General features: G+C 68.7%; 19 protein-coding genes. 13 read left to right on the top strand and 6 right to left on the bottom strand.

Annotation, left to right across the window (positions count from 1 at the left end; genetic code table 11):
• Window positions 1–582 precede the first annotated feature (582 nt).
• The 3 genes from NTM_RS09395 to NTM_RS09385 are packed head-to-tail and all read right to left on the bottom strand — an operon-like array spanning window position 583 to window position 4,007.
• Window positions 583–1,686 (bottom strand): DUF4185 domain-containing protein, encoded by a 1,104-nt coding sequence (locus tag NTM_RS09395; protein WP_232079669.1) that lies wholly within the window; start codon window positions 1,684–1,686, stop codon window positions 583–585.
• Window positions 1,687–1,692: 6 nt separating this feature from the next.
• Complete coding sequence (locus NTM_RS09390; protein ID WP_163766133.1) at window positions 1,693–2,739, bottom strand: aspartate-semialdehyde dehydrogenase; 1,047 nt, start codon at window positions 2,737–2,739, stop codon at window positions 1,693–1,695.
• A 2-nt stretch (window positions 2,740–2,741) separates the two neighbouring features.
• Window positions 2,742–4,007 carry an aspartate kinase gene (locus NTM_RS09385; protein WP_163766132.1) on the bottom strand — a complete coding sequence of 422 codons (1,266 nt, stop codon included), beginning with the start codon at window positions 4,005–4,007 and terminating at the stop codon, window positions 2,742–2,744.
• A gap of 106 nt (window positions 4,008–4,113) precedes the next feature.
• Between NTM_RS09385 and NTM_RS09380 the strand changes: the two genes are divergently transcribed.
• Entirely contained in the window at window positions 4,114–4,701 is a 588-nt protein-coding gene (locus tag NTM_RS09380) for a nitroreductase family protein (RefSeq protein ID WP_163766131.1), read from the top strand.
• On the opposite strand, the gene NTM_RS09375 is transcribed toward NTM_RS09380, so the two are convergent.
• Window positions 4,679–5,662 carry a bile salt hydrolase gene (locus NTM_RS09375; RefSeq protein WP_104862857.1) on the bottom strand — a complete coding sequence of 328 codons (984 nt, stop codon included), beginning with the start codon at window positions 5,660–5,662 and terminating at the stop codon, window positions 4,679–4,681. The two genes, NTM_RS09380 and NTM_RS09375, sit on opposite strands and share 23 nt — an antisense overlap.
• A gap of 148 nt (window positions 5,663–5,810) precedes the next feature.
• Between NTM_RS09375 and NTM_RS09370 the strand changes: the two genes are divergently transcribed.
• The 9 genes from NTM_RS09370 (at window position 5,811) to leuA (ending at window position 16,454) form a co-directional block, all read left to right on the top strand.
• Window positions 5,811–7,064 (top strand): ammonium transporter, encoded by a 1,254-nt coding sequence (locus NTM_RS09370; protein ID WP_104862691.1) that lies wholly within the window; start codon window positions 5,811–5,813, stop codon window positions 7,062–7,064.
• A 111-nt stretch (window positions 7,065–7,175) separates the two neighbouring features.
• Window positions 7,176–8,483, top strand: a complete 1,308-nt coding sequence (gene glnT / locus NTM_RS09365; RefSeq protein WP_104862692.1) for a type III glutamate--ammonia ligase — start codon at window positions 7,176–7,178, stop codon at window positions 8,481–8,483.
• A 34-nt stretch (window positions 8,484–8,517) separates the two neighbouring features.
• On the top strand, window positions 8,518–9,426 hold the full coding sequence (locus NTM_RS09360) for a class II glutamine amidotransferase domain-containing protein (RefSeq protein ID WP_104862693.1): 909 nt from the start codon (window positions 8,518–8,520) through the stop codon (window positions 9,424–9,426).
• Window positions 9,414–10,097, top strand: a complete 684-nt coding sequence (locus NTM_RS09355; protein WP_104862694.1) for a GltB/FmdC/FwdC-like GXGXG domain-containing protein — start codon at window positions 9,414–9,416, stop codon at window positions 10,095–10,097. The genes NTM_RS09360 and NTM_RS09355 overlap by 13 nt, the downstream gene beginning before the upstream one ends.
• Before the next feature lie 8 nt (window positions 10,098–10,105).
• Window positions 10,106–11,437, top strand: a complete 1,332-nt coding sequence (locus NTM_RS09350) for an FMN-binding glutamate synthase family protein (protein WP_104862695.1) — start codon at window positions 10,106–10,108, stop codon at window positions 11,435–11,437.
• The gene (locus NTM_RS09345; protein ID WP_104862696.1) at window positions 11,434–12,630 is read left to right on the top strand and encodes an NAD(P)/FAD-dependent oxidoreductase; all 1,197 of its coding nucleotides are present in this window, start codon (window positions 11,434–11,436) and stop codon (window positions 12,628–12,630) included. The genes NTM_RS09350 and NTM_RS09345 overlap by 4 nt, the downstream gene beginning before the upstream one ends.
• An 11-nt stretch (window positions 12,631–12,641) precedes the next feature.
• Window positions 12,642–13,301 carry a helix-turn-helix domain-containing protein gene (locus NTM_RS09340; RefSeq protein WP_104862697.1) on the top strand — a complete coding sequence of 220 codons (660 nt, stop codon included), beginning with the start codon at window positions 12,642–12,644 and terminating at the stop codon, window positions 13,299–13,301.
• 19 nt (window positions 13,302–13,320) lie between these two features.
• Window positions 13,321–14,466, top strand: coding sequence for a hypothetical protein (locus NTM_RS09335; RefSeq protein ID WP_104862698.1), 1,146 nt, complete (start codon window positions 13,321–13,323; stop codon window positions 14,464–14,466).
• Between the two features lie 167 nt (window positions 14,467–14,633).
• Window positions 14,634–16,454 carry a 2-isopropylmalate synthase gene (gene leuA, locus NTM_RS09330; RefSeq protein ID WP_163766130.1) on the top strand — a complete coding sequence of 607 codons (1,821 nt, stop codon included), beginning with the start codon at window positions 14,634–14,636 and terminating at the stop codon, window positions 16,452–16,454.
• Here the strand turns inward: leuA and NTM_RS09325 are convergent.
• Window positions 16,423–17,040, bottom strand: coding sequence for a class I SAM-dependent methyltransferase (locus NTM_RS09325; protein ID WP_163766129.1), 618 nt, complete (start codon window positions 17,038–17,040; stop codon window positions 16,423–16,425). The two genes, leuA and NTM_RS09325, sit on opposite strands and share 32 nt — an antisense overlap.
• Window positions 17,041–17,104: 64 nt before the next feature.
• On the opposite strand from NTM_RS09325, the gene NTM_RS09320 reads away from it, so the two are divergent.
• Window positions 17,105–17,965 (top strand): helix-turn-helix transcriptional regulator, encoded by an 861-nt coding sequence (locus tag NTM_RS09320; RefSeq protein WP_163766128.1) that lies wholly within the window; start codon window positions 17,105–17,107, stop codon window positions 17,963–17,965.
• On the opposite strand, the gene NTM_RS09315 is transcribed toward NTM_RS09320, so the two are convergent.
• A complete protein-coding gene (locus NTM_RS09315) occupies window positions 17,947–18,948 on the bottom strand; it encodes a DEDDh family exonuclease (RefSeq protein ID WP_163766127.1) in 1,002 nt (333 codons plus the stop codon). The two genes, NTM_RS09320 and NTM_RS09315, sit on opposite strands and share 19 nt — an antisense overlap.
• A gap of 78 nt (window positions 18,949–19,026) precedes the next feature.
• Here NTM_RS09315 and NTM_RS09310 point away from each other — a divergent pair, with 78 nt between their 5' ends.
• Window positions 19,027–20,247, top strand: a complete 1,221-nt coding sequence (locus NTM_RS09310) for a Mur ligase family protein (RefSeq protein WP_163766126.1) — start codon at window positions 19,027–19,029, stop codon at window positions 20,245–20,247.
• Window positions 20,244–20,960: a type 1 glutamine amidotransferase gene (locus tag NTM_RS09305; protein ID WP_104862704.1), complete on the top strand. Its 717-nt coding sequence runs from the start codon at window positions 20,244–20,246 to the stop codon at window positions 20,958–20,960. Before NTM_RS09310 ends, NTM_RS09305 begins: the two co-directional genes overlap by 4 nt.

The following is a 20,960-nucleotide window of genomic DNA, read 5'->3' as shown; positions in this document are numbered from 1 at the left end:
GATCTGAACCAACGGGCGGAAGAGCGCAGTTTACGGGAGCAGTCCCGCCGAGAGGGAACGGGTTCGTCGCTCGACTTCAGCCAACCACCCCCCGGTCAAGGGGCTCCCCGCGAGCCAGGGACGGACAACGTCCGCGCAGTGTCGGGCGGCCTCCCGACGCTGGGTCGCCGTCGGAAATAAGAAAAGAGCGGAGGGGCGGTCCGGCGCAGGGTGCCGCTCTTGCTCACTCTGTAGCCGTCGTGGTGGATCCTTTACCGCCCGAAAGGACAATCACCGCGGTCTGAACGCCAGAGCCACCAAGTTCTACATCGCCCGTTTCCGGTACCGGTTGAGGACGAACAGTTCGGCCAGCGTCCAGCCCTGGAACGCTCCGCGGATCAACTGGGGTGAAAGGGCCGGCTGCGATGTCGTCACCGTTCAGCGCGCCCTCGGACACTCGTCCGCCTCGGTCACGCTCGACACCTACAGCCACCTCTGGCCCGACACGAATGACCGAACCCGCAAGGCCGCCGCTGGCCTCGTCGAGCAGGCTCTTGCACCTGCTGCGGACGCACTGCGGACGGGAGCCGCAAAAACGCCCTCTCACCAAGGCTTGTACGGGTTCACCGCGTACTGGATGACGCGGTAGGGCGTGCCGCCGCGCGGGGTGGTGTTCCACTGGCTGACGAACACCCGCACCGCATCCGGCGTCGAGCCCGGCGAGATGTAACCGCCGTAGGGCTGGGCGAGTCGATTGTCATGGGCGGGGGGCAGCACGTCGGCGGGGTCCGGCCACGGCGCGGCCACCACGACCGTCGTCACCGGCGCCGTTCCGAGCTGCGTCGGGTCGGCGGCCACCCGGATCTCCATGTTGCCGGTGGTCGCATTGAAGTACGACAGCATCGCCATACCGTCGATCTGGCGGACGCTGATCTCCCCGACCCGCTCGTCCCACAGCGGCACCGGTTCGCCACCCCACCCGGATCCGGTCCAGCCCTGCCACGCCGCCCGGTCGGTGAAGCTCTGCGGCGTGGCCCGGTACAGCGCGACGGGGCCGCTGCGGTCGAAGCTGTTGGCGACTATGTACACCCAGCCGCGTTCGGACTCCGCGGTCGGGATCGGGTCGTAGTAGCCGCTGATCTGCGTCTGCCTGCCCCCGGCGTGCTCAGCGGGGCGCTCCGAGCCGGGCACGGTCTTCCAGTTACCCTGTCCGGCTTCGGCTTTCACCAGTCGTGAGCGCTGCGGCACCAGCTCGCGGGTGGTGGTCACGAGCATCCAGTTCTCGCGGTTGATCTCGATGATCCCGGCGGGCAGCTGCGATTCGCCGGGCGGGGTCGGGTCGGCCAGCAGTCGGGTGCCGACGCCCGTCACGCCGTCGTAGCGGATACCCGCGGGGTCCTCCAGCGAGCCGTCCACGACGTGCAGCGCGATCGGCGAATACCAGCCGCCGAAGCCGACCGCCTGCCCGGCGAAACTGTCACCGCAGACCTGCAGGATCCCGCTCGGGAACTCCATGAATTCGCACAGGTCGGTCGCCCCGACACCGTAATCGGCTGTGGCTGTTCCGGTTCCGGCGGCCGCGGCGATCCGCAGCACCTGCCCCGGCATCAGCGGCGGCAGCGCGACCGGAGTCGCGGCGGCCGGCGAAATTGCATTCCAGCAGAGGAAAACCGAGAAGAGGCCTGCGGGAATGCAATTTCGGCGCAAGAGACTTTACAACTGCGCGGCCAGCAGTTCGGCGATCTGGATGGTGTTGAGCGCCGCGCCTTTTCGCAGGTTGTCGCCCGAGACGAACAACGCGAGCCCGCGTCCGTCCGGAACGCCGGGATCCTGCCGGATCCGCCCGACCAGTGAGTCGTCGGCACCGGCTGCGGCCAGCGGCGTCGGCACCTCCGCCAATGTCACACCCGGTGCGCCGCGCAGGATCTCGGTCGCGCGCTGCACCGACAGCGGCCGGTCGAACTCGGCGTTGATCGACAGTGAATGTCCGGTGAACACCGGGACACGCACGCAGGTGCCCGACACCAGCAGGTCCGGGATGCCCAGGATCTTGCGGCTCTCGTTGCGCAGCTTCTGGTCCTCGTCGGTCTCACCGGAGCCGTCGTCGACCAGCGAACCGGCCAGCGGGATCACGTTGAACGCGATCGGGGCGACGTACTTGTTCGGCGCCGGGAACTCCAGCGCGGAACCGTCGTGCACCAGCGCCTCGGCGCCGTCGATGACGGCGCGCGCCTGCGTCGCGAGCTCTTCCACGCCGGCCAGGCCACTACCCGACACGGCCTGATAGCTCGACACGATCAGCCGGGTCAGACCGGCCTCGTCGTGCAGCGGCTTGAGCACCGGCATCGCGGCCATGGTGGTGCAGTTCGGGTTCGCGATGATGCCTTTAGGAAGCGACCGAGCGCGGTTGGCCACGTCCCTTTCGAAGTTCACCTCGGAGACGACCAGCGGAACGTCGGGGTCCTTGCGCCACGCCGAGGAGTTGTCGACGACGATGGCGCCCGCGGCCGCGAAGCGCGGAGCCTGCACCCGCGACATCGTCGCGCCCGCCGAGAACAGCGCGATGTCCAGCCCGGACGGGTCGGCGGTCTCGGAGTCCTCGACCTCGATCTCCTGTCCGCGGAACTCCAGCTTCTTGCCCGCCGAGCGCGACGATGCGAAGAACCGCACCTCGGTGACGGGAAAGTCGCGTTCGGCCAACAGGGCTCGCATGACCTGGCCGACCTGACCGGTCGCGCCCACGACACCAATGCGCACCATAACTATCGTCCTGTTCCCGCGTACACGACCGCTTCCTCGTCACCGCCGAGGCCGAACGCCTCGTGCAGCGCGGCGACCGCACGGTCGAGCTCGGTGTCCTTGATGAGCACCGAGATCCGGATCTCCGAGGTGGAGATCAGATCGATGTTGATGCCCGCGTCCGCCAGCGCCTCGCAGAACGTCGCCGTCACACCGGGGTGCGAGCGCATCCCGGCCCCGATCAGCGACACCTTGCCGATGTGGTCGTCGTAGAGCACCCGGGTGAACCCGATCTCGTCCTGCAGCGAGGTGAGCTTCTCCACCGCGACCGGTCCACTCTCCCGCGAGCAGGTGAAAGTGATGTCGGTCTTGCCGTCCTCGACCTTGGAGATGTTCTGCAACACCATGTCGATGTTGATGTCGACCTCGGCGCAGGCGCGGAACACCCGCGCGGCGTAGCCGGGCACGTCGGGCAGGCCGACGACGGTGACCTTGGCCTCGCCTCGGTCGTGGGCGACTCCGGTCAGAATGGCGTCTTCCATGGGGATGTCCTCGATCGATCCTTTGACGATGGTGCCTGGCTTGTCCGAATAGGACGACCGGACGTGGATGGGCAGGTCGAAGCGGCGGGCGTACTCGACGCAGCGCAGCATCAGCACCTTCGCGCCGGCCGCGGCCATCTCGAGCATCTCCTCGAAGGTGACGGTGTCGAGCTTGTGCGCGTTCGCGACGATGCGCGGGTCGGCGCTGAAGATGCCGTCGACGTCGGTGTAGATCTCGCAGACGTCCGCGTTGAGCGCCGCGGCCACCGCGACCGCGGTGGTGTCCGAGCCGCCGCGGCCCAGCGTGGTGACGTCCTTGGTGTCCTGGCTGACGCCCTGAAACCCGGCGACGAGCACGATCTGGCCCTCGTCGAGCGCGGAGCGCAGCCGCGTCGGTGTGACGTCGATGATCTTCGCGTTGCCGTGCGTACCGGTGGTGACGACGCCGGCCTGCGATCCGGTGAACGACCGGGCCTGCGCACCGAGCGACTCGATCGCCATCGCGACCAGCGCGTTCGAGATGCGCTCACCGGCGGTCAACAGCATGTCGAGCTCGCGCGCGGGCGGCGCCGGGGAGACCTGCTTGGCCAGGTCGAGCAGCTCGTCGGTGGTGTCACCCATCGCCGACACGACGACGACGACGTCGTTACCCGCCTTCTTGGTCTCGACGATGCGCTCGGCCACACGCCGGATCCGCTCGGCGTCCGACACCGAGGATCCGCCGTATTTCTGTACGACGAGCGCCACTGAAGAACCTTTCCGAAGCCGGGGAGATCCCATAAAGGATAAGGGCTGCGCGCACCTGGTTTTCCCGGCCGGTGGCTCGGCGGTGATCGGCGGTAACCTGCACCACATGTCCGACCGCTCGGCCGTGACCTCCGTCCCACTGCATCCGCCGATCGCCGGCCGCTGGAGTCCGCGGGCGTTCGACCCCGCCGGCGAGCTGGGTGGGGACGATCTGACCGCGGTGCTCGAGGCCGCCCGCTGGGCCCCGACCTGGGGTGCGCGCCAGCCGGTGCGGTTCGTCGTCGGGGTGCGCGGGGACGAGACGTTCGCGACGCTGGCCGGGCTGCTCCGGCGCGGGAACAGCTACGCCAAGGCCGCGAACGCGCTGGTCCTGCTGTGTTCCGACGAGGGCGAGGACGAGCGCACCAAGCTGTACTCGAGCGTCGACGCCGGTGCCGCGATGACCAACCTGATCATCGAGGCGGTCTCGCGCGGGTTGATCGCGCACCCGATGGCGGGGTTCGACGTCGCGGGCGCCGCCGCCGCCTTCGGGCTGCCCGACACGTTGCACCCGCTGGTGATGGTCGCGCTCGGCCGGCTCGCGGACTCCGCGGACGTCGACGCGGAGATCGCCGAGCGCGACGCCCGGCCCCGGGAACGGCTGCCGCTCGACGCGGTGGTGCTGCGCGGACCTACCCGAGCCCGAGGAACGTGAACGGCTCGGTGGGCGCGAAGCTGCCGCTCGCGTCGCCGGCGTAGACGGTCTTCTCCCCTTCGCCCAGCGGCAGCTGCAGCGCCGGCGCGCCTTCGCTGAAATCCAGGTTCTTCAGCTCGACCCAGAACGTGTTCGGCGAGAGCGCCGACTCGAAGAAGTAGCGCAACGACTTGTGGTCGATGACGGTGCGCCACCGCGTGCTGGAGATGTTCGGCTCCTCGGCGGTCGCGATCCCGTACGGCACCGACGCGTTGCGCACGACGCTGAACACGGTCGCCGCGGCCAGCAGCGGATCGTCGGTCTTGGGCACCGCGTTGATGTAGAACGACGCGCGCACGAACCGGTCGGCGGCGCGGTTGGTGCCGGGCAGCATCACGGTGCCGCCGATCTCGTTCCAGTACTCGGTGATCGCGAGCTGCTTGTCGAAGATCGGCGAGTTCGTCATCACCTGATAGTCGCGGCCGTGGTGGATCACCTGCTCACCGTCGATGTACTCGACGATGGCGCTGTCTCCGGTGGCATCCGACATCGCCAGGTGCACGGTCGCCATCCGCTCCTGCCCGGGCACCTCGGCGGTGACCACCCGAAGCGGCGTCGCGGTCAGCGCGGCCACGGCCTCGGCGACCGTGGCGAAGTTGTCGAGCACGTACTGCGCCCACAACGAGATGGCCAGCGCCGGCCGGTCCCCGGTGTTGTCCGGGTACTGGGATTCGGCGAGCCAGAGCAGGTTCGCCGCCAGGCCGGCCTCGTTGAGACCGTCGGTGGTGGAGATGTCGTAGCCGGTCGCGACGACGCTGCCGTACTTGGCGGTCCACTCGACCGAATCCGGTCCGGCCTGCCCGGTGCGCTTCACGCCGCGGGGCAGCGCCCACAGGTTCGTCCCGATCTCGACCTTCCAGTCCATCGAGCGTCCGGTCACGATCCGCTCCCCGGCGCCCAGGTAAACCACGCGTGTGCACATGGCGATCACCGTAGTGCCAGCACACAGGTTTCTGACAGAAGCTCGTTACCCCCCGGCAACGAATGACGACGCCCCACGTAACAGAGGCGGCGGTAACTGTCCGGTGAACGGCTCCGCGTCGGGGCCGCACCTGCAGGAGGAACCACCAATGGATACAGGGACCACAGCGTTCATTCTGTGTTGCATCATCGGCCTCACACTGATGATCCCCGGCCTTGCGCTGTTCTACGGCGGCATGGTGTCGGTGAAGAGCTCGACCAACATGATGATGATGACCTTCGGCGCGGTGGCGCTCGTCGGCGTCCTCTGGGTGCTGTTCGGCTTCTCGATGGTCTTCGGCACGACCTACGGCGGCTTCGTCGGCAGCTTCACCGAGTTCGCCGGGATGACAGATCTTTTGGAGTCCCAGACGACGATCGCCGGGCTGCCGGTGAGCTTGTTCGCGCTGTTTCAGGCGCTGTTCGCGGCGATCACGGTCGCGCTGATCTCGGGCGCGGTCGCCGACCGGATGAAGTTCGGCGCCTGGATGTTGTTCGCCGCGGCGTGGGCCGTGCTGGTCTACTTCCCGGTCGCGCACTGGGTTTTCGCCTTCGACGGCGTCGTCACCGAGAACTCGGTCGGCGGCTGGATCGCCAACCAGCTCAAAGCCATCGACTTCGCCGGCGGCACGGCGGTGCACATCAACGCCGGTGCCGCCGCGCTGGCCGTCGCGATCGTGCTCGGAAAGTCCGCGATGTTCGGGCAGGCGCGCAAGCCGCACAACGTGCCGCTGACTCTTCTCGGTGCCGGTCTGCTGTGGGCCGGCTGGTACGCGTTCAACGGCGGATCCGCACTGGCCGCAGGTAATTCCGCGGCCATCGTCATGGTCACCACCTTCGTGGCGACGTGCGCTGCGACCCTGGCCTGGCTGGCCGTCGAGAAGATCAAGGACGGCCACGTGACGGGCGTCGGCGCCGCTTCCGGCGCGATCACCGGCCTGGTCGCGATCACCCCGGCCTGCGGTGCGGTCACCCCGATCGGGGCGATCTTCGTCGGCGGCATCGCCGGAGCGATCTGCGTGTACGCCGTCGGCCTGAAGTCGAAGTTCGGCTACGACGACTCCCTCGACGTCGTCGGGGTTCACCTCGTCGGCGGTGTCATCGGCACCCTGCTGATCGGCCTGTTCGCCAGCGAGGGCATGCCGAACGCCACCAACGGGTTGCTGTACGGCGGCGGCGTCGAGCAGCTGTGGAAGCAGGCCGTCGCCGCGTTCGCAGTGATGGCCTACTCGTTCCTCGTGGCCTTCGCCATCGCATTCGTGATCAAGAAGACGATGGGCATCCGCATTTCCCCCGAGGACGAGGAGAGCGGCATCGATGCCAAGTTCCACCGGGACGCGGCGTACGAACTCCAGACCATCTGACCAGCACGCGGCGGCCGGTGCGGACCCTCAGGGACCGTACCGGCCGTTCGACATGCGGAGTGTTTCCCTCAGTGATACTTTGATTCACAACAAGAGACAAAGGTGACGCACATGCCTCAAGACCTCGCCGCCCTGGCCGAACAGTCGGGCACCAAGTTCATCCTCGCCCTGTTCGTCGATCTGCGCGGAAAACCCTGCGCCAAGCTCGTTCCCGTCGAGGCCGTCGACCTGCTCGCCACCGAGGGCGTCGGATTCGCCGGGTACGCGGTCGGCGCGATGGGTCAGGAACCCAAGGACCCCGACCTGATGGCGATCCCCGATCCGGAGTCGTTCACCCCGATCCCGTTCATCAAAGAGGGCCTGGCGATCGTGCACTGCGATCCGCACGTCAACGGGCAGCCGTGGCCTTACGCACCACGGGTCATCCTGAAGTCGCTGATCCAGAAGTGCGCCGATGCCGGTTTCGAACCGTGGGTCGGCGCCGAGGTCGAGTACTTCCTGTTGTCCCGCAACGACGACGGCAGCGTCTCGGTCGCCGACACCGCCGACACGGCGTCACAACCGTGCTACGACGCGCGCGGCGTCACCCGCATGTACGACCACCTCACCGCCGTCTCCACCGCGATGAATCAGCTCGGCTGGTCCAACTACGCCAACGACCACGAGGACGGCAACGGCCAGTTCGAGCAGAACTTCAAGTTCGCCGAGGCCTTGGTCACCGCCGACCGAGTCATCACGCTGCGCTACCTGCTGTCGATGATCGCCGCCGAGCGCGGGATGATCGCGACGTTCATGCCGAAACCGTTCGGCGACAAGACCGGCAACGGACTGCACTTCCATCTGTCGCTGACCAGCGCCGGCACCCCCGTCTTCCCCTCCGAGGACGACGACCGAGGGCTCGGATTATCCGACACCGCATACGGATTCATCGGTGGAATCCTCGAGCACGCCTGCGCATTGCAGGCCGTCGTCGGACCGACGGTCAACTCCTACAAGCGCACCGGCGCCGTCGCGACGTCCTCAGGCGCGTCCTGGGCGCCGCGCCTTCCGACCTACGGCGGCAACGACCGCACCCACTACATCCGGGTGCCGGATTCCGACCGCATCGAGATGCGCGGTGGCGACGGCTCCGCCAACCCGTACCTGGCGATCGCCGCGGCGTTGGGCGCCGGTCTCGACGGCATCAAACGCAGCACCGATCCCGGCGGGGTCGGTCAGGGCATCAGCACCACCCCACTGCCCGCCACGCTGCTTCACGCGGTCGAGGCCTTCGAGACCGATCCGGTGGTCACCGGTGTGCTCGATGCCGCGGGTGAAGGCGTCGCGGCCTACTTCGCCAACGTCAAACGCGACGAGTTCTTCGCCTACCACAGCTCGGTCACGCCGTGGGAGATCGACAACTACCTCACCGCGTTCTGACACCGATCACGGTCGATACGAGAGGAATTCATCCATGTGCGGGATCGTCGGACTGCATCTGCGGACACCCGATCTCTACCCCCGGCTCGGCGAACTGCTGACCGGCATGCTGTGCGAGATGGGTGACCGCGGCAGCGACTCCGCCGGCGTCGCCGTCTACGGCGACCCGAGCTGGTCACCCCCCGGGCGCGGATGCGTGTCGCTCGCCGACCTCGGCACCGGGGTGCTCGAGGACGCGACACAGGTGGCCGCCGCGGTCGGCGCCGAACTGGGCGGGGACGTCGACGGTGTCGCGGTCGGCGTCAGCTTCGTCCTGTCCGCCGACGTCGACTCCGAGGTGCTGTTGGCCGCGGTTCGCGCCGCCTATCCCCAGGCGATCATCGCCGGGTTCGGTTCCGACATCGCGGTTCTCAAGGGCGTCGGGCACCCCCGCGCCCTCACCGACGGCTGGGGGCTGGCCGGGGCGCAGGGCTGGCAGGGTGTGGGTCACACCCGGATGGCCACCGAGTCGGCAGTGACGCCGGCCGGCTGTCACCCGTACGCCGTCGGCCCGGGGCAGTGCATGGTGCACAACGGATCGTTCGCCAACCACGCGACGATCCGGCGCGAGCTGCGCGCCGAGGGTGTGGTGTTCGACAGCGAGAACGACACCGAGGTCGGGGCGCGGTTCATCGCCAAACAGCTGGCCGAGGGCCGTGACATCGAGAGTGCACTCAAGGAGCTGTGCGCCACGTTCGACGGCTTCTACACGCTGCTGGTGTCCAACCGCGACTCGTTCGCGGTGGTGCGTGACGCGATCGCGTGCAAGCCGGCCGTGATCGCCGAGACGGCCGACTGGGTCGCGATGGGCAGCGAATATCGCGCCCTGGCAGGGCTTCCCGGAGTGGAGAGCGCCAAGATCTGGGAACCGGAACCGGAGGTGGTGTACGCATGGAGCCGTTAGTCTTCGACCTTGGGTCCACGTCGCTGCGCGAGGTCAACACCGCGCTGCACGCACCGGATCTCGACGGCGAGTTCGTCATCGAGCATCCCGCGGGCGCCCACAACGTCGCGGTCGGCCTGAACGCACCCGTGAAGGTCACCGTGAAGGGCCACGTCGGCTACTACGCGGCGGGGATGAACCAGCAGGCCGAGGTGATCATCGACGGCAACGCGGGCACCGGGGTCGGCGAGAACATGATGAGCGGCTCGGTGTGGGTGAAAGGCAACGCATCACAGTCGGCGGGGGCGACCGCACACGGCGGTCTGCTGGTCGTCGACGGCGACGCGGCGGCCCGCTGCGGCATCTCGATGAAGGGCGTCGACATCGTGGTGGGCGGCAACGTCGGTCACATGAGTGCGTTCATGGCCCAGGCCGGGCGGCTGGTGATCCGCGGGGATGCCGGGGAGGCGCTCGGCGACTCGATCTACGAGGCCCGGCTGTACGTACGCGGCGACGTCGCGTCGCTGGGCGCCGACTGCATCGCCAAACCGATGCGCGAAGAACATCACCGTGAACTCGAATACCTGCTCAAGACCGCCGGTTTCGAAGGAGACAGCACCAGCGACTACACCCGCTACGGGTCGGCGCGCTCGCTGTACCACTTCCACGTCGACAACAGCTCCTCGTATTAGGACTTCTGATGACCTACACCAGTGACGATCGCGCACGCCTCGGGCTGCGGGAGTCGGCGACCTTCGACCGCGCCACCATCGCGGCGATCCAGCGTGCCGCCGACACCGGCATCTACGACATCCGCGGCTGGGGCGCCAAGCGTCCGCTCCCCCACTTCGACGATCTGCTGTTCCTCGGGGCGTCGATGTCGCGCTACCCGCTCGAGGGCTACCGCGAGCGCTGCGCCACCGACGTGGTGCTCGGTGACCGGTTCGCCAAACATCCTCTGCACCTGGAGATCCCGGTCACCATCGCCGGGATGAGCTTCGGCGCGCTGTCCGGCCCGGCCAAGGAGGCCCTCGGCCGTGGCGCCAGCGAGGTCGGCACGTCGACCACCACCGGCGACGGCGGGATGACACCGGAGGAACGCGGCCAGAGCAAGTACCTCGTCTACCAGTATTTGCCGTCGCGGTACGGGATGAACCCCGACGATCTGCGCAAGGCGGACGCGATCGAGGTCGTGCTCGGCCAGGGCGCCAAACCGGGCGGCGGCGGAATGCTGCTGGGCCAGAAGATCTCCGAGCGGGTCGCCGGGATGCGGACCCTACCCGAGGGTATCGATCAGCGGTCGGCCTGCCGGCACCCGGACTGGACCGGTCCCGACGACCTGACCATCAAGATCAACGAGCTCCGGGAGATCACCGACTGGGAGAAGCCGATCTACGTCAAGGTCGGCGCCACCCGCACCTACTACGACGTGAAGCTCGCCGTGCACGCCGGCGCCGACGTCGTGGTGGTCGACGGGATGCAGGGCGGCACCGCCGCCACCCAGGAGGTCTTCATCGAACACGTCGGCATCCCGACGCTCGCGGCGATCCCGCAGGCCGTGCAGGCGCTGCAGGAACTGGGCGTGCATCGCAAAGTCCAGTTGATCGTGTCGGGCGGCATCCGCAACGGCGCGGATGTCGCCAAGGCACTGGCCCTGGGCGCCGACGCGGTCGCGATCGGCACCGCCGCGCTGATCGCCCTCGGCGACAACCACCCGCGGTATGCCGCCGACTACGAGAAGCTCGGCAGCGCAGCGGGTTTCTACGACGACTACCAGGACGGCCGGGACCCGGCCGGGATCAGCACACAGGACCCAGAACTCGCCGCCCGGTTCGACCCGATCGCGGGTGGGCACCGGTTGGCGAACTACCTGCGGGTGCTGACCATGGAGGCCCAGACCATCGCGCGCGCGTGCGGCAAGTCGCACGTGTGCCACCTCGAACCCGACGACCTCGTCGCGGTCAGCATCGAGGCGGCCGCGATGGCGCGCGTCCCGCTGGCGGGAACGGACTGGATCCCGGGGTCCCGATGAGCGAGACCGCGGACGTCGTCATCGTCGGCGGCGGTCTGGAGGGCACCGCCGCGGCCTGGGCGTTGAGCCAACGCGGCGTCACCGATGTGGTCGTCGCCGAACGCAGCACGGTCGCATCCGGGATGACCGGTAAGTCCAGCGGGATCGTGCGCTGCCATTACGGTGTCAGCTCGCTGGCCGCGATGGCCGCCACCGGGCTGGAGGTGTTCGAACAAGCCGAGGACATCTTCGGCACGGACATCGGGTTCCGCCAGACCGGTTACGTCGTCGGCGTGGGCGAACAGAACGTCGATGCGCTGCGGAAAAGCCTTGCCGCACAACGCTCCGTCGGCGTCGAGACCGAGGAGATCGACAAGTCCGAGGTGGCCGGGCTGTGGCCGTTCGCCGACCTGAGCCCGTTCGCCGCGTTCGGGTGGGAGGCCCGCGGCGGCTACGGGGACGCCTACCAGACCGCGCAGGCCTTCTCGGCCTCGGCGCGTGCGGCGGGTGTGCGGGTCCGCCAGGGCACCGCCGTGGCCGGCCTGCTGGTCGACGGGGACCGCGTCACCGGAGTGCGCCTGGCCGACGGCAGCGAGATCTCGGCGGGCACGACCGTCGTCGCCACCGGCGTGTGGACCCGGCCGTTCCTGGCCCCGCACGGCATCGACATCCCGATCAAGGTTATCCGCGAACAGATCGTGATGATCAACCCCGGTGTCGAGGTGGGGAAGGTGCCGGTCTTCTCCGATCTGGTGTCACTGCAGTACGTGCGCCCGGAGGTCGGCGGGGAGATCCTGTTCGGCAACAGCGACCTGCCCGGCTATGACGAGATCGATCCTGCCGACCCCGACACCTACTCCAACCGCGCCACCGACGACTTCGTCGACCTGACCGTCGACAAGGTCGGCACCCGCTTCCCCGGCCTGCCCGACGCGTCGATCTCCAGCAGCTACGCCGGCTGCTACGACGTCACCCCCGACTACAACCCGGTGATCTCCCGAGGACCGCTGGACGGGCTGGTGCTCGCGGCGGGGTTCAGCGGTCACGGCTTCAAGATCGCGCCCGCGGTCGGGCGCCTGGTCGCCGACCTCGTCGTCGACGGGCACAGCAGCGACCCGCGCATCCCGGCATCGGACTTCCGGTTCTCCCGCTTCGCCGAGGGTGATCCGCTCAAGACCCCCTACCCGTACGTCGGAGCGGGACAGATGCGCTAGACAGGAGCATTGTGGCCTCCACTGACGATGACGTCCCGCTGCTCCGGAACACCTCGGGCACCGCTCGCGAACGCGACCCCGCTGCCCCGGTCGAGGAGCTGGAGATCGAGGCGGCGATCGGCCGCAACGTGCGTCTGCTGCGCCAGCAGCAGGGACTGACCGTCGCCGAGACGGCCGCCAAGGTCGGCATCTCGAAGGCCATGATGAGCAAGATCGAGAATGCCCAGACCTCGTGCAGCCTGTCGACGCTGTCGCTGCTCGCGAAGGGCTTCGATGTCCCGGTCACAAGCCTGTTCCGCGGCGCCGACGTCGAGCGGCCCGCCGCATTCGTCAAATCCGGGACCGGAGCACGGATCGTGCGGGAGGGCACCCGAGAAGGCCACGAGTACCAGTTGCTGGGTTCGCTGCGAGGCGAGCACAAGCGGCTGGAGTGCCTGGAGGTCACGCTGTCGGAGAAGAGCCAGACCTACCCGTTGTTCCAGCACCCGGGCACCGAGTTCATCTACATGCTCGAAGGAGTGATGGACTACAGCCACAGCCGGTCGGTGTATCGGCTCCATCCGGGAGATTCGCTGCAGATCGACGGCGAGGGGGCCCACGGCCCGGTCGATCTGGTCGAGGTCCCGATCCGGTTTCTCTCGGTTATCGCTTTCCCAGACTCACAGGTTTGACACAGGTAATAATTACCGCGTGTCGAGCGTCGACCTGTCCCGGTTCGTGCTCCAGGAGACCACACTCGGCGCCATCACCTCGTGGCTGCCGTGGGAATCCGAGCTCAGTGACCTCGCCGTCGGGAACCCTGCTTTCGCCGCGGCGCGCGCCGTCGTGCTCGACGGCGACCTCGACGCCGGCGACCTCGACCTGAACCTGGACAACCTGTATCCGAACGACTTCGACCAGCCCCTGCCGTTCCTGCTGCTGATCCGCGGATCGGTGCGCGCCCGCGCGATCGTCAACAGCGACTTCGACGGGGGCACCCACCTCGTCGTGGTCGGCGATCTGGAGGCCGACTACCTGATCACGTTCGACCAGGAGACCTTCGTCGGAGGGGCGCTGCGGCTGCGCCGGGCCTGGTGGGGGGTCGGCGAGGCCGGGAACCTGATGGTCCGGGGACCGATCTCCGCGCCCGCGCTGATCGCCGACGGCTACCGCGTCGACGATGAACGGATCCGGCGCCGCCACGGTGTCAGCAACACCGCGTTCCTGTTCCGCGACGCCACCGACTTCCTGCCCAGGGCACATGCCAGCTGTGTGATCACCGACAAATACGTCGCCGACGAGAACGTCCACGACGACACGCTGCCGCCGAACGGCGTCGTCGACTGGGTCGAGCCGATCGAAGTCCTCGATGCCGTCACCGGCGGCCAGGACCCGTTCGCCGATCCGATCTGCGATCCCGCCGAGGACCTGTTCGTCCCCGAACCCGAGTTGCTCGGCTGCTCGGGGACCGAACTACATGACCGCTTCCGCGCCGAGGTCTCCCCGGAGTCGATGGACGCGGTGTTGCTTCACCCGCTGGTGGTCAACCGGTGCGCGACCTACGACCATGACCTGATCGACGAGGACCGCAAGTACAGCGTCCGCGCAGCCACCGACGGTCTGCCCGCCAGGCTGACCATCATGCGGGTCATCAGCGACCCCCACCTGCGGTACCGGTTCCACCACTTCGAGACCCGCGAATCCCCCTGCGGCACAACCAGCGTCGAGCTGCTCACCCAGAAGGCGCTCGGGGCGGAGTTCGAACCCGAACCGGTGCCGCGTGACCACGTCGATCACTACATCGACGCGCTGAGCTGCTTTCGGCGGCTGCGTGATTTCCTGGCCATCTCCGTCTGAGTCCGACGCTGTTTTGGGGTTCCGAGGGCCGCGGAGTACAGTGTCTCGCGTGCAGCGTGTGCTCCTTCTCGGACGCCGCGACGGGGTCTGATCCAGACCGGCCTCCCGTCGCGGGTGTTCGCGATGCGCCGGTCTGAAGTCCCCCAAGACCAAACCGGAGCACCAAAATGACTGAGAATTACCACCCTTCTGCCGATGCCTTCTCGTCGGTACGCACCATCTCCACGCCTGCGGGGCCGGCGCATCCCGGCCAGCCCGCGTGGAACACCCAGCGTGGTTCGCAGATGCCGGTTCACCGGTACCGCAGCTTCGACGAGGAGGTCGAGCCGATCCGGCTGCCTGACCGGACCTGGCCGGACAAGATCATCGACACCGCGCCGATGTGGTGCGCGGTGGATTTGCGCGACGGCAACCAGGCGCTGATCGACCCGATGAGCCCGCAGCGCAAGCGCCGGATGTTCGACCTGCTGGTCCGGATGGGTTACAAGGAGATCGAGGTCGGTTTCCCGTCGGCGAGCCAGACCGACTACGACTTCGTCCGCGAGATCATCGAAGACGGGGCGATCCCGGACGACGTCACCATCCAGGTGCTGACACAGTGCCGCCCCGAGCTGATCGAGAAGACGTTCCAGGCCTGCCAGGGTGCTCCGCGCGCGATCGTGCACTTCTACAACTCGACGTCGATCCTGCAACGGCGCGTGGTGTTCCGCGCCGACCGCGAGGCGGTCAAGAAGATCGCCACCGACGGTGCGCGGATGTGCGTCGAGGAGGCCAAGAAGTACCCGGGCACGTTGTGGCGCTACGAGTACTCCCCCGAGTCCTACACCGGAACCGAGCTGGAGTACGCCGTCGACGTGTGCAACGCGGTCGCCGAGGTGATCCAGCCGACGCCCGAGTGGCCGCTGATCGTGAACCTGCCCGCGACCGTCGAGATGGCCACGCCGAACGTGTACGCGGACTCGATCGAGTGGATGAACCGGCACCTGACCCCGCGGGACTCCATCATCTTGAGCCTGCACCCGCACAACGACCGCGGAACGGCCGTCGCCGCAGCCGAACTGGGTTACGCCGCGGGTGCCGACCGGATCGAGGGCTGCCTGTTCGGCAACGGCGAGCGCACCGGCAACGTATGCCTGGTGACGCTGGGGCTGAACCTGTTCTCGCGCGGCGTCGACCCGCAGATCGACTTCTCCAACATCGACGAGATCCGCCGCACCGTCGAGTACTGCAACCAGCTGGCGGTACCCGAGCGGCACCCGTACGGCGGCGATCTGGTCTACACCGCGTTCTCCGGCAGCCACCAGGACGCGATCAACAAGGGCCTGGACGCGATGAAGTTCGACGCCGACGCGGCCGACAAGGACGTCGACGATCTGCTGTGGCAGGTGCCCTACCTGCCGATCGACCCGAAGGACGTCGGGCGCACCTACGAGGCCGTGATCCGGGTGAACTCGCAGTCCGGCAAGGGCGGCGTCGCCTACATCATGAAGGCCGACCACGGCCTGGCCCTGCCGCGCCGGCTGCAGATCGAGTTCAGCCAGGCCATCCAGAAGATCACCGACGGCGAGGGCGGCGAGGTCTCCCCGAAGGAGATGTGGGACGCGTTCTACGACGAGTACCTGGCGCCGATCACGCCGCTGGAGCGGATCCGGCAGAAGGTGGATGCCGCCGAGGTCGACGGCGGCACCGACACCATCACCGCGGTCGTGAAGATCGCCGGCGAGGAGCGCGAGATCGTCGGGGCGGGTAACGGGCCGCTGGCGGCGTTCGTCGACGCGTTGGGTGCGGTCGGGTTCACGGTCAACGTGCTGGACTACTCCGAGCACGCGATGTCCGCCGGTGAGGAAGCCCAGGCCGCGGCCTACGTGGAGGCCGAGATCGGCGGCAAGACCGTATGGGGTGTCGGGATCGCGACGTCGATCACGACGGCCTCGCTGCGCGCGGTCGTCTCGGCGGTCAACCGGGCCGCCCGCCAGGGCGTAGTCTGACCGCCGAGTCGGTCCGCACGGCTCGCAGGAACGTCACCGCGCCGAACACCCGAAGCCGCCGGTGCCCCAGCACCGCGGTCTCGAATCCGGCGGCGGTCACGGCCCTCGGCAGGTCGGCGCCTCTGACGTCGGCGATGTGCAGTATCCCGCCGGGTTTCAGGACGCGCCGGGCCTCGGCCAGCGCGCCGGCCTTCACGTCCTCGTCGAGGTGGTGCAGCATCAGCGAGGACACCACCCGGTCGAACGACGCGTCGGGGAACGGCAGCCGCTGCGCGTAGCCGGCCTCGAACCGGACGCGCCCGGCGCCGACCTTGCGGCGGGCGCGTCCGAGTGCGCGCGGATCGGGATCGACGACGGTGATCCGCGCCGCGGGCGCGGCACGCACCGCACGCAGTGTCACATTCCCTGTGCCACAGCCGATTTCCAATACCTCTCCGGCCAGGTCGGCCTGTTCGATCAGCTCGTCGTAGACGCGGTGCGCGCCGAGTGCGCGGACCAGTAGGTCGTAGGCGGGCAGGAAGGCGTCGTGTCCGGCGGCGGGTAGGTAGTCGTGGTGGTTCGGACGATTCTGCGTCATGTGGTCCATGCTGTTCGCTGCCCGGCAACCGATGTGGACCGCTGTTCGGTGATATTGGGACTATCTTCGACTCATGGCCGAGCTCGCCCGCTTCGCCGGCCGCCGTCAGGGGATCGCGGTCTACGCCTACCCGCACGATCATTCCCGCCCGCCGGTCTCGGTCCTGAAACTCGGGCCTGATGCACTCCCTGTGCACACCAAGCACATTCACGAGTTCCCGGTGCTGATCTGCCGGCCCGGCGCGGGACTGGTCGACGTGGTGGCCGCGGGCAGGCCCGTCGATCCGGCGGCCGCCGACGCCCGCGCGGGGGCGGTGGCGGTGTTCTTCGATCCGGCCGCGCTCGGCGACGGCCCGCGCTCGCCGTGGCCGACGTGGCGGGTTCATCCGCTGCTGGCGCCGTTCCTGCACGACCGCTACGACGGAGTGCTGCGGCTGCGGGTCCCGCCGTCCCGGCGTCGGTTGTGGCGCAGCGGGATCGACGCACTGCGTACCGAGCTCACCGAGCGCCGAGACGGCTACGAACAGGCGGCGCTGGCGCATCTGACCGTGCTGTTGATCGATCTGGCGCGTATCTCCGACGATCTGCCCGGCGATCTTCGGCGCAGCAACGAGCCGGTGCTGGCCCAGGTGTTCGACGTCATCGAGCGCCGCCTCGGCGAACCCCTGTCGCTGCGAGACGTCGCCGACGAATGCGGTCTCACCGCAGGCCATCTCACGACGCTGGTGCGGCGGCGCACCGGACGCACCGTCGGCGCGTGGATAGCCGAGCGCCGGATGGCCGAGGCCCGGGCACTGCTGCGCGGCACCGACCTGAGCATCGGTGAGGTGGCCCGCCGGGTCGGCATGGCCGATCAGGGCTACTTCACCCGGCAGTTCCGTCGCGTCCACGGCGCGTCGCCGCGGGTGTGGCGGGATCAGAACAGTGCGAACTGATCCCCCGACGGGGACGGCTCGGTGAACTCCTCGACGGCCGACCCACCGATCACCGTGTCCAATTGGCGGACGAACTCGGTGCTGGAAAGCGTCGGCACCCCGAGTTCGTTCGCCAGATACCCCTTGCCCTGTTCCGGTGCAGCGACGTCGCACACCACCAGCGAGGTGAAGTCGTCCACCGCCTCGGTGAACGCGAGCCCTGCGTGCAGGATGCGCTCGACGAGCTCCTCGTGGGTGTGTCCGACCTCCGCGGACAGCGCGACCCGCATGCCCTGCACCAGCGGCCTGCCCGGCACGAACCGGCCCGGGTGGGCGTACGGGCACGGCATCCTGGCGGCCATCGCCTTCAGTGGCCGGAACTCGTCGTGGGTGACCCGGCCGTTGGGCCAGGTGCGGCGCGTCACCGGATGCACCGGCAGCCACTTGCGGCGCTCCTGAGCGCGCACCAGCACCGGCTTGAGGATCTGTGCCAGCACCATCGCGTCGTCGAGCGCATCGTGCGGCTTCATCTGCGTCACGCCCCAGTGCGCGGCCAGCGTCTCCAGCCGCAGATTCTCCAGACCGAGATCGAGGCGGCGCGCCAACTCGACGGTGCACATCACCGAGTCGATCGGCAGCGCGGCGCCGACCAGTTCGGCCTCCGCGGTCAGGAACGCGTAGTCGAAGCCGACGTTGTGGGCGACCAGGGTGCGGCCCCGCAGCACCTCGCTCAGGTCGGTGACGACGTCGGCGAACGTCGGCTGCCCCTCCAACATCTCGGCGGTCAGACCGTGCACGTGGGTGGGCCCGGGATCGACGCCCGGGTTCAGCAGGCTGTACAGACTCTTCTCGACGTTGCCGTCGTCGGAGAGCGCCAACGCCGCGACGCTGACGACGCGGGCCTGACCCGGGCGGAAGCCCGAGGTCTCGACGTCGACGACCGCCCAGCCCGCACCGTCCTCGTGGGCGGGCCTGCCCCAGCGAGCGGCAGCGGTTGAGCTCATGATCCGAGGATGGCACGGGGCGCTGACATGCCCCGCTCCATCGCCCCGCGTGTCGGCGGCTCTTCTAAACTGCCGGGAATGGTGACTGGACGCGGACGGCTCGCACTTGCCGCAGGCGCGGGCGCACGGTGGGCGTCCCGCGTCACGGGCCGAGGAGCCGGCGCGATGATCGGCGGCCTCGTCGCGATGACGCTGGACAAGTCGATCCTGGGCCAGCTTGCCCAAGGCCGGCGCACGGTCGTGATCACCGGCACCAACGGGAAGTCCACGACCACGCGGATGACCGCGGCGGCGCTCGCGACGCTGGGCCCGGTCGCCACGAACTCCGAGGGCGCCAACATGGACGCCGGACTGGTCGCCGCCCTCGCCGCGGCCCCGGAGGCGCGTCTGGCCGCCCTCGAGGTCGACGAGATGCACGTCCCGCATGTCAGCGACGCGGTGTCGCCCTCGGTCATCACCTTGCTGAACCTGTCCCGCGACCAGCTCGACCGCGTCGGCGAGATCAACCACATCGAGCGCACACTGCGGGCGGGGCTGGCACGCCACCCGTCGGCGGTGGTGGTGGCCAACTGTGACGACGTGCTGATGACGTCGGCGGCCTACGACCATCCGCACGTGGTGTGGGTGGCCGCGGGCGGCGGCTGGGCCAGCGATTCGGTGAGCTGCCCCCGGTCCGGGGAGACGATCGTGCGCGACGGTGCGCACTGGTATTCGACGGGCTGCGAGTTCAAGCGTCCCGACCCGGCCTGGTGGTACGACGACACCCACATCCATGGACCGGACGGGTTCACGCTGCCGATGACGCTGCGGCTGCCCGGCACCGTGAACCGGGGCAACGCGGCCCAGGCGGTGGCCGCGGCGGTGACGCTGGGTGCCGATCCGGCGGCCGCGGTGGCCGCGGTGTCGAGCGTGGACGAGGTCGCGGGCCGGTACCGGACGGTGCAGATCGGCGCGCACACCGCGCGGCTGCTGCTGGCCAAGAATCCCGCGGGATGGCAGGAGGCGCTGTCGATGCTCGACCGGGACGCCGCCGGGGTGGTGATCGCGGTGAACGGCCGGGTGCCCGACGGGGAGGACCTGTCGTGGCTGTGGGACGTCCGGTTCGAGCATTTCGAATCGGTGCCCGTCGTGGCGGCCGGTGAACGCGGCACCGACCTCGCGGTGCGGCTCGGTTATGCGGGGGTCGAGCACACGCTGGTACACGACACGGTCGCGGCGATCGCGTCCTGCCCACCGGGGCATGTCGAGGTGCTGGCCAACTACACCGCGTTCCTTCAGCTGAACAGGCGTATCTCGTGAGCGAATCGACGGTGCGGATCGGGCTGGTCCTGCCCGACGTGATGGGCACCTACGGCGACGGCGGCAACGCGTTGGTGTTGCGGCAGCGGTTGCGGCTGCGCGGCATCGACGCCGAGGTCACCGAGATCACTCTCGACGATCCGGTGCCCGCCGAACTGGACCTGTACACCCTCGGCGGCGCCGAGGACTACGCGCAACGGCTGGCCACCAAGCACCTGATCCGTTACCCCGGACTGCAGCAGGCGATTTCGCGGGGCGCACCGGTACTGGCGATCTGCGCCGCGATCCAGGTGCTCGGCCACTGGTACGAGACGTCGGCGGGCGAGCGGGTCGACGGTGTCGGGGTGCTGGACGTGACGACCTCACCGCAGCCGGAACGCTCGATCGGCGAGGTCGCCGCGGCGCCGTTGATCGACGGCCTGACGCAACCACTGACCGGGTTCGAGAACCACCGCGGTGGAACGGTTCTCGGGGCCGACGCCCGGCCGCTGGCGTCGGTGACCAAGGGTGACGGCAACCGGGCCGGCGGAGGAATCGACGGTGCGGTTCAGGGCAGCGTCGTCGCGACGTATCTGCACGGCTGCTGCCTGGCGCGCAACCCGGAACTCGCCGATCATCTGCTCACGCGAGTGGTGGGCCCCCTTGCGCCGCTGCACCTTCTGGAGGTCGACCAGTTGCGTCGCGAGCGATTGGCGGCTCCGCGGCGGGTGTGA

It is taken from the genome of Mycolicibacterium parafortuitum (assembly GCF_010725485.1).
Taxonomy (GTDB): domain Bacteria; phylum Actinomycetota; class Actinomycetes; order Mycobacteriales; family Mycobacteriaceae; genus Mycobacterium.
This window is presented reverse-complemented; position numbering and strand designations above follow the sequence as displayed.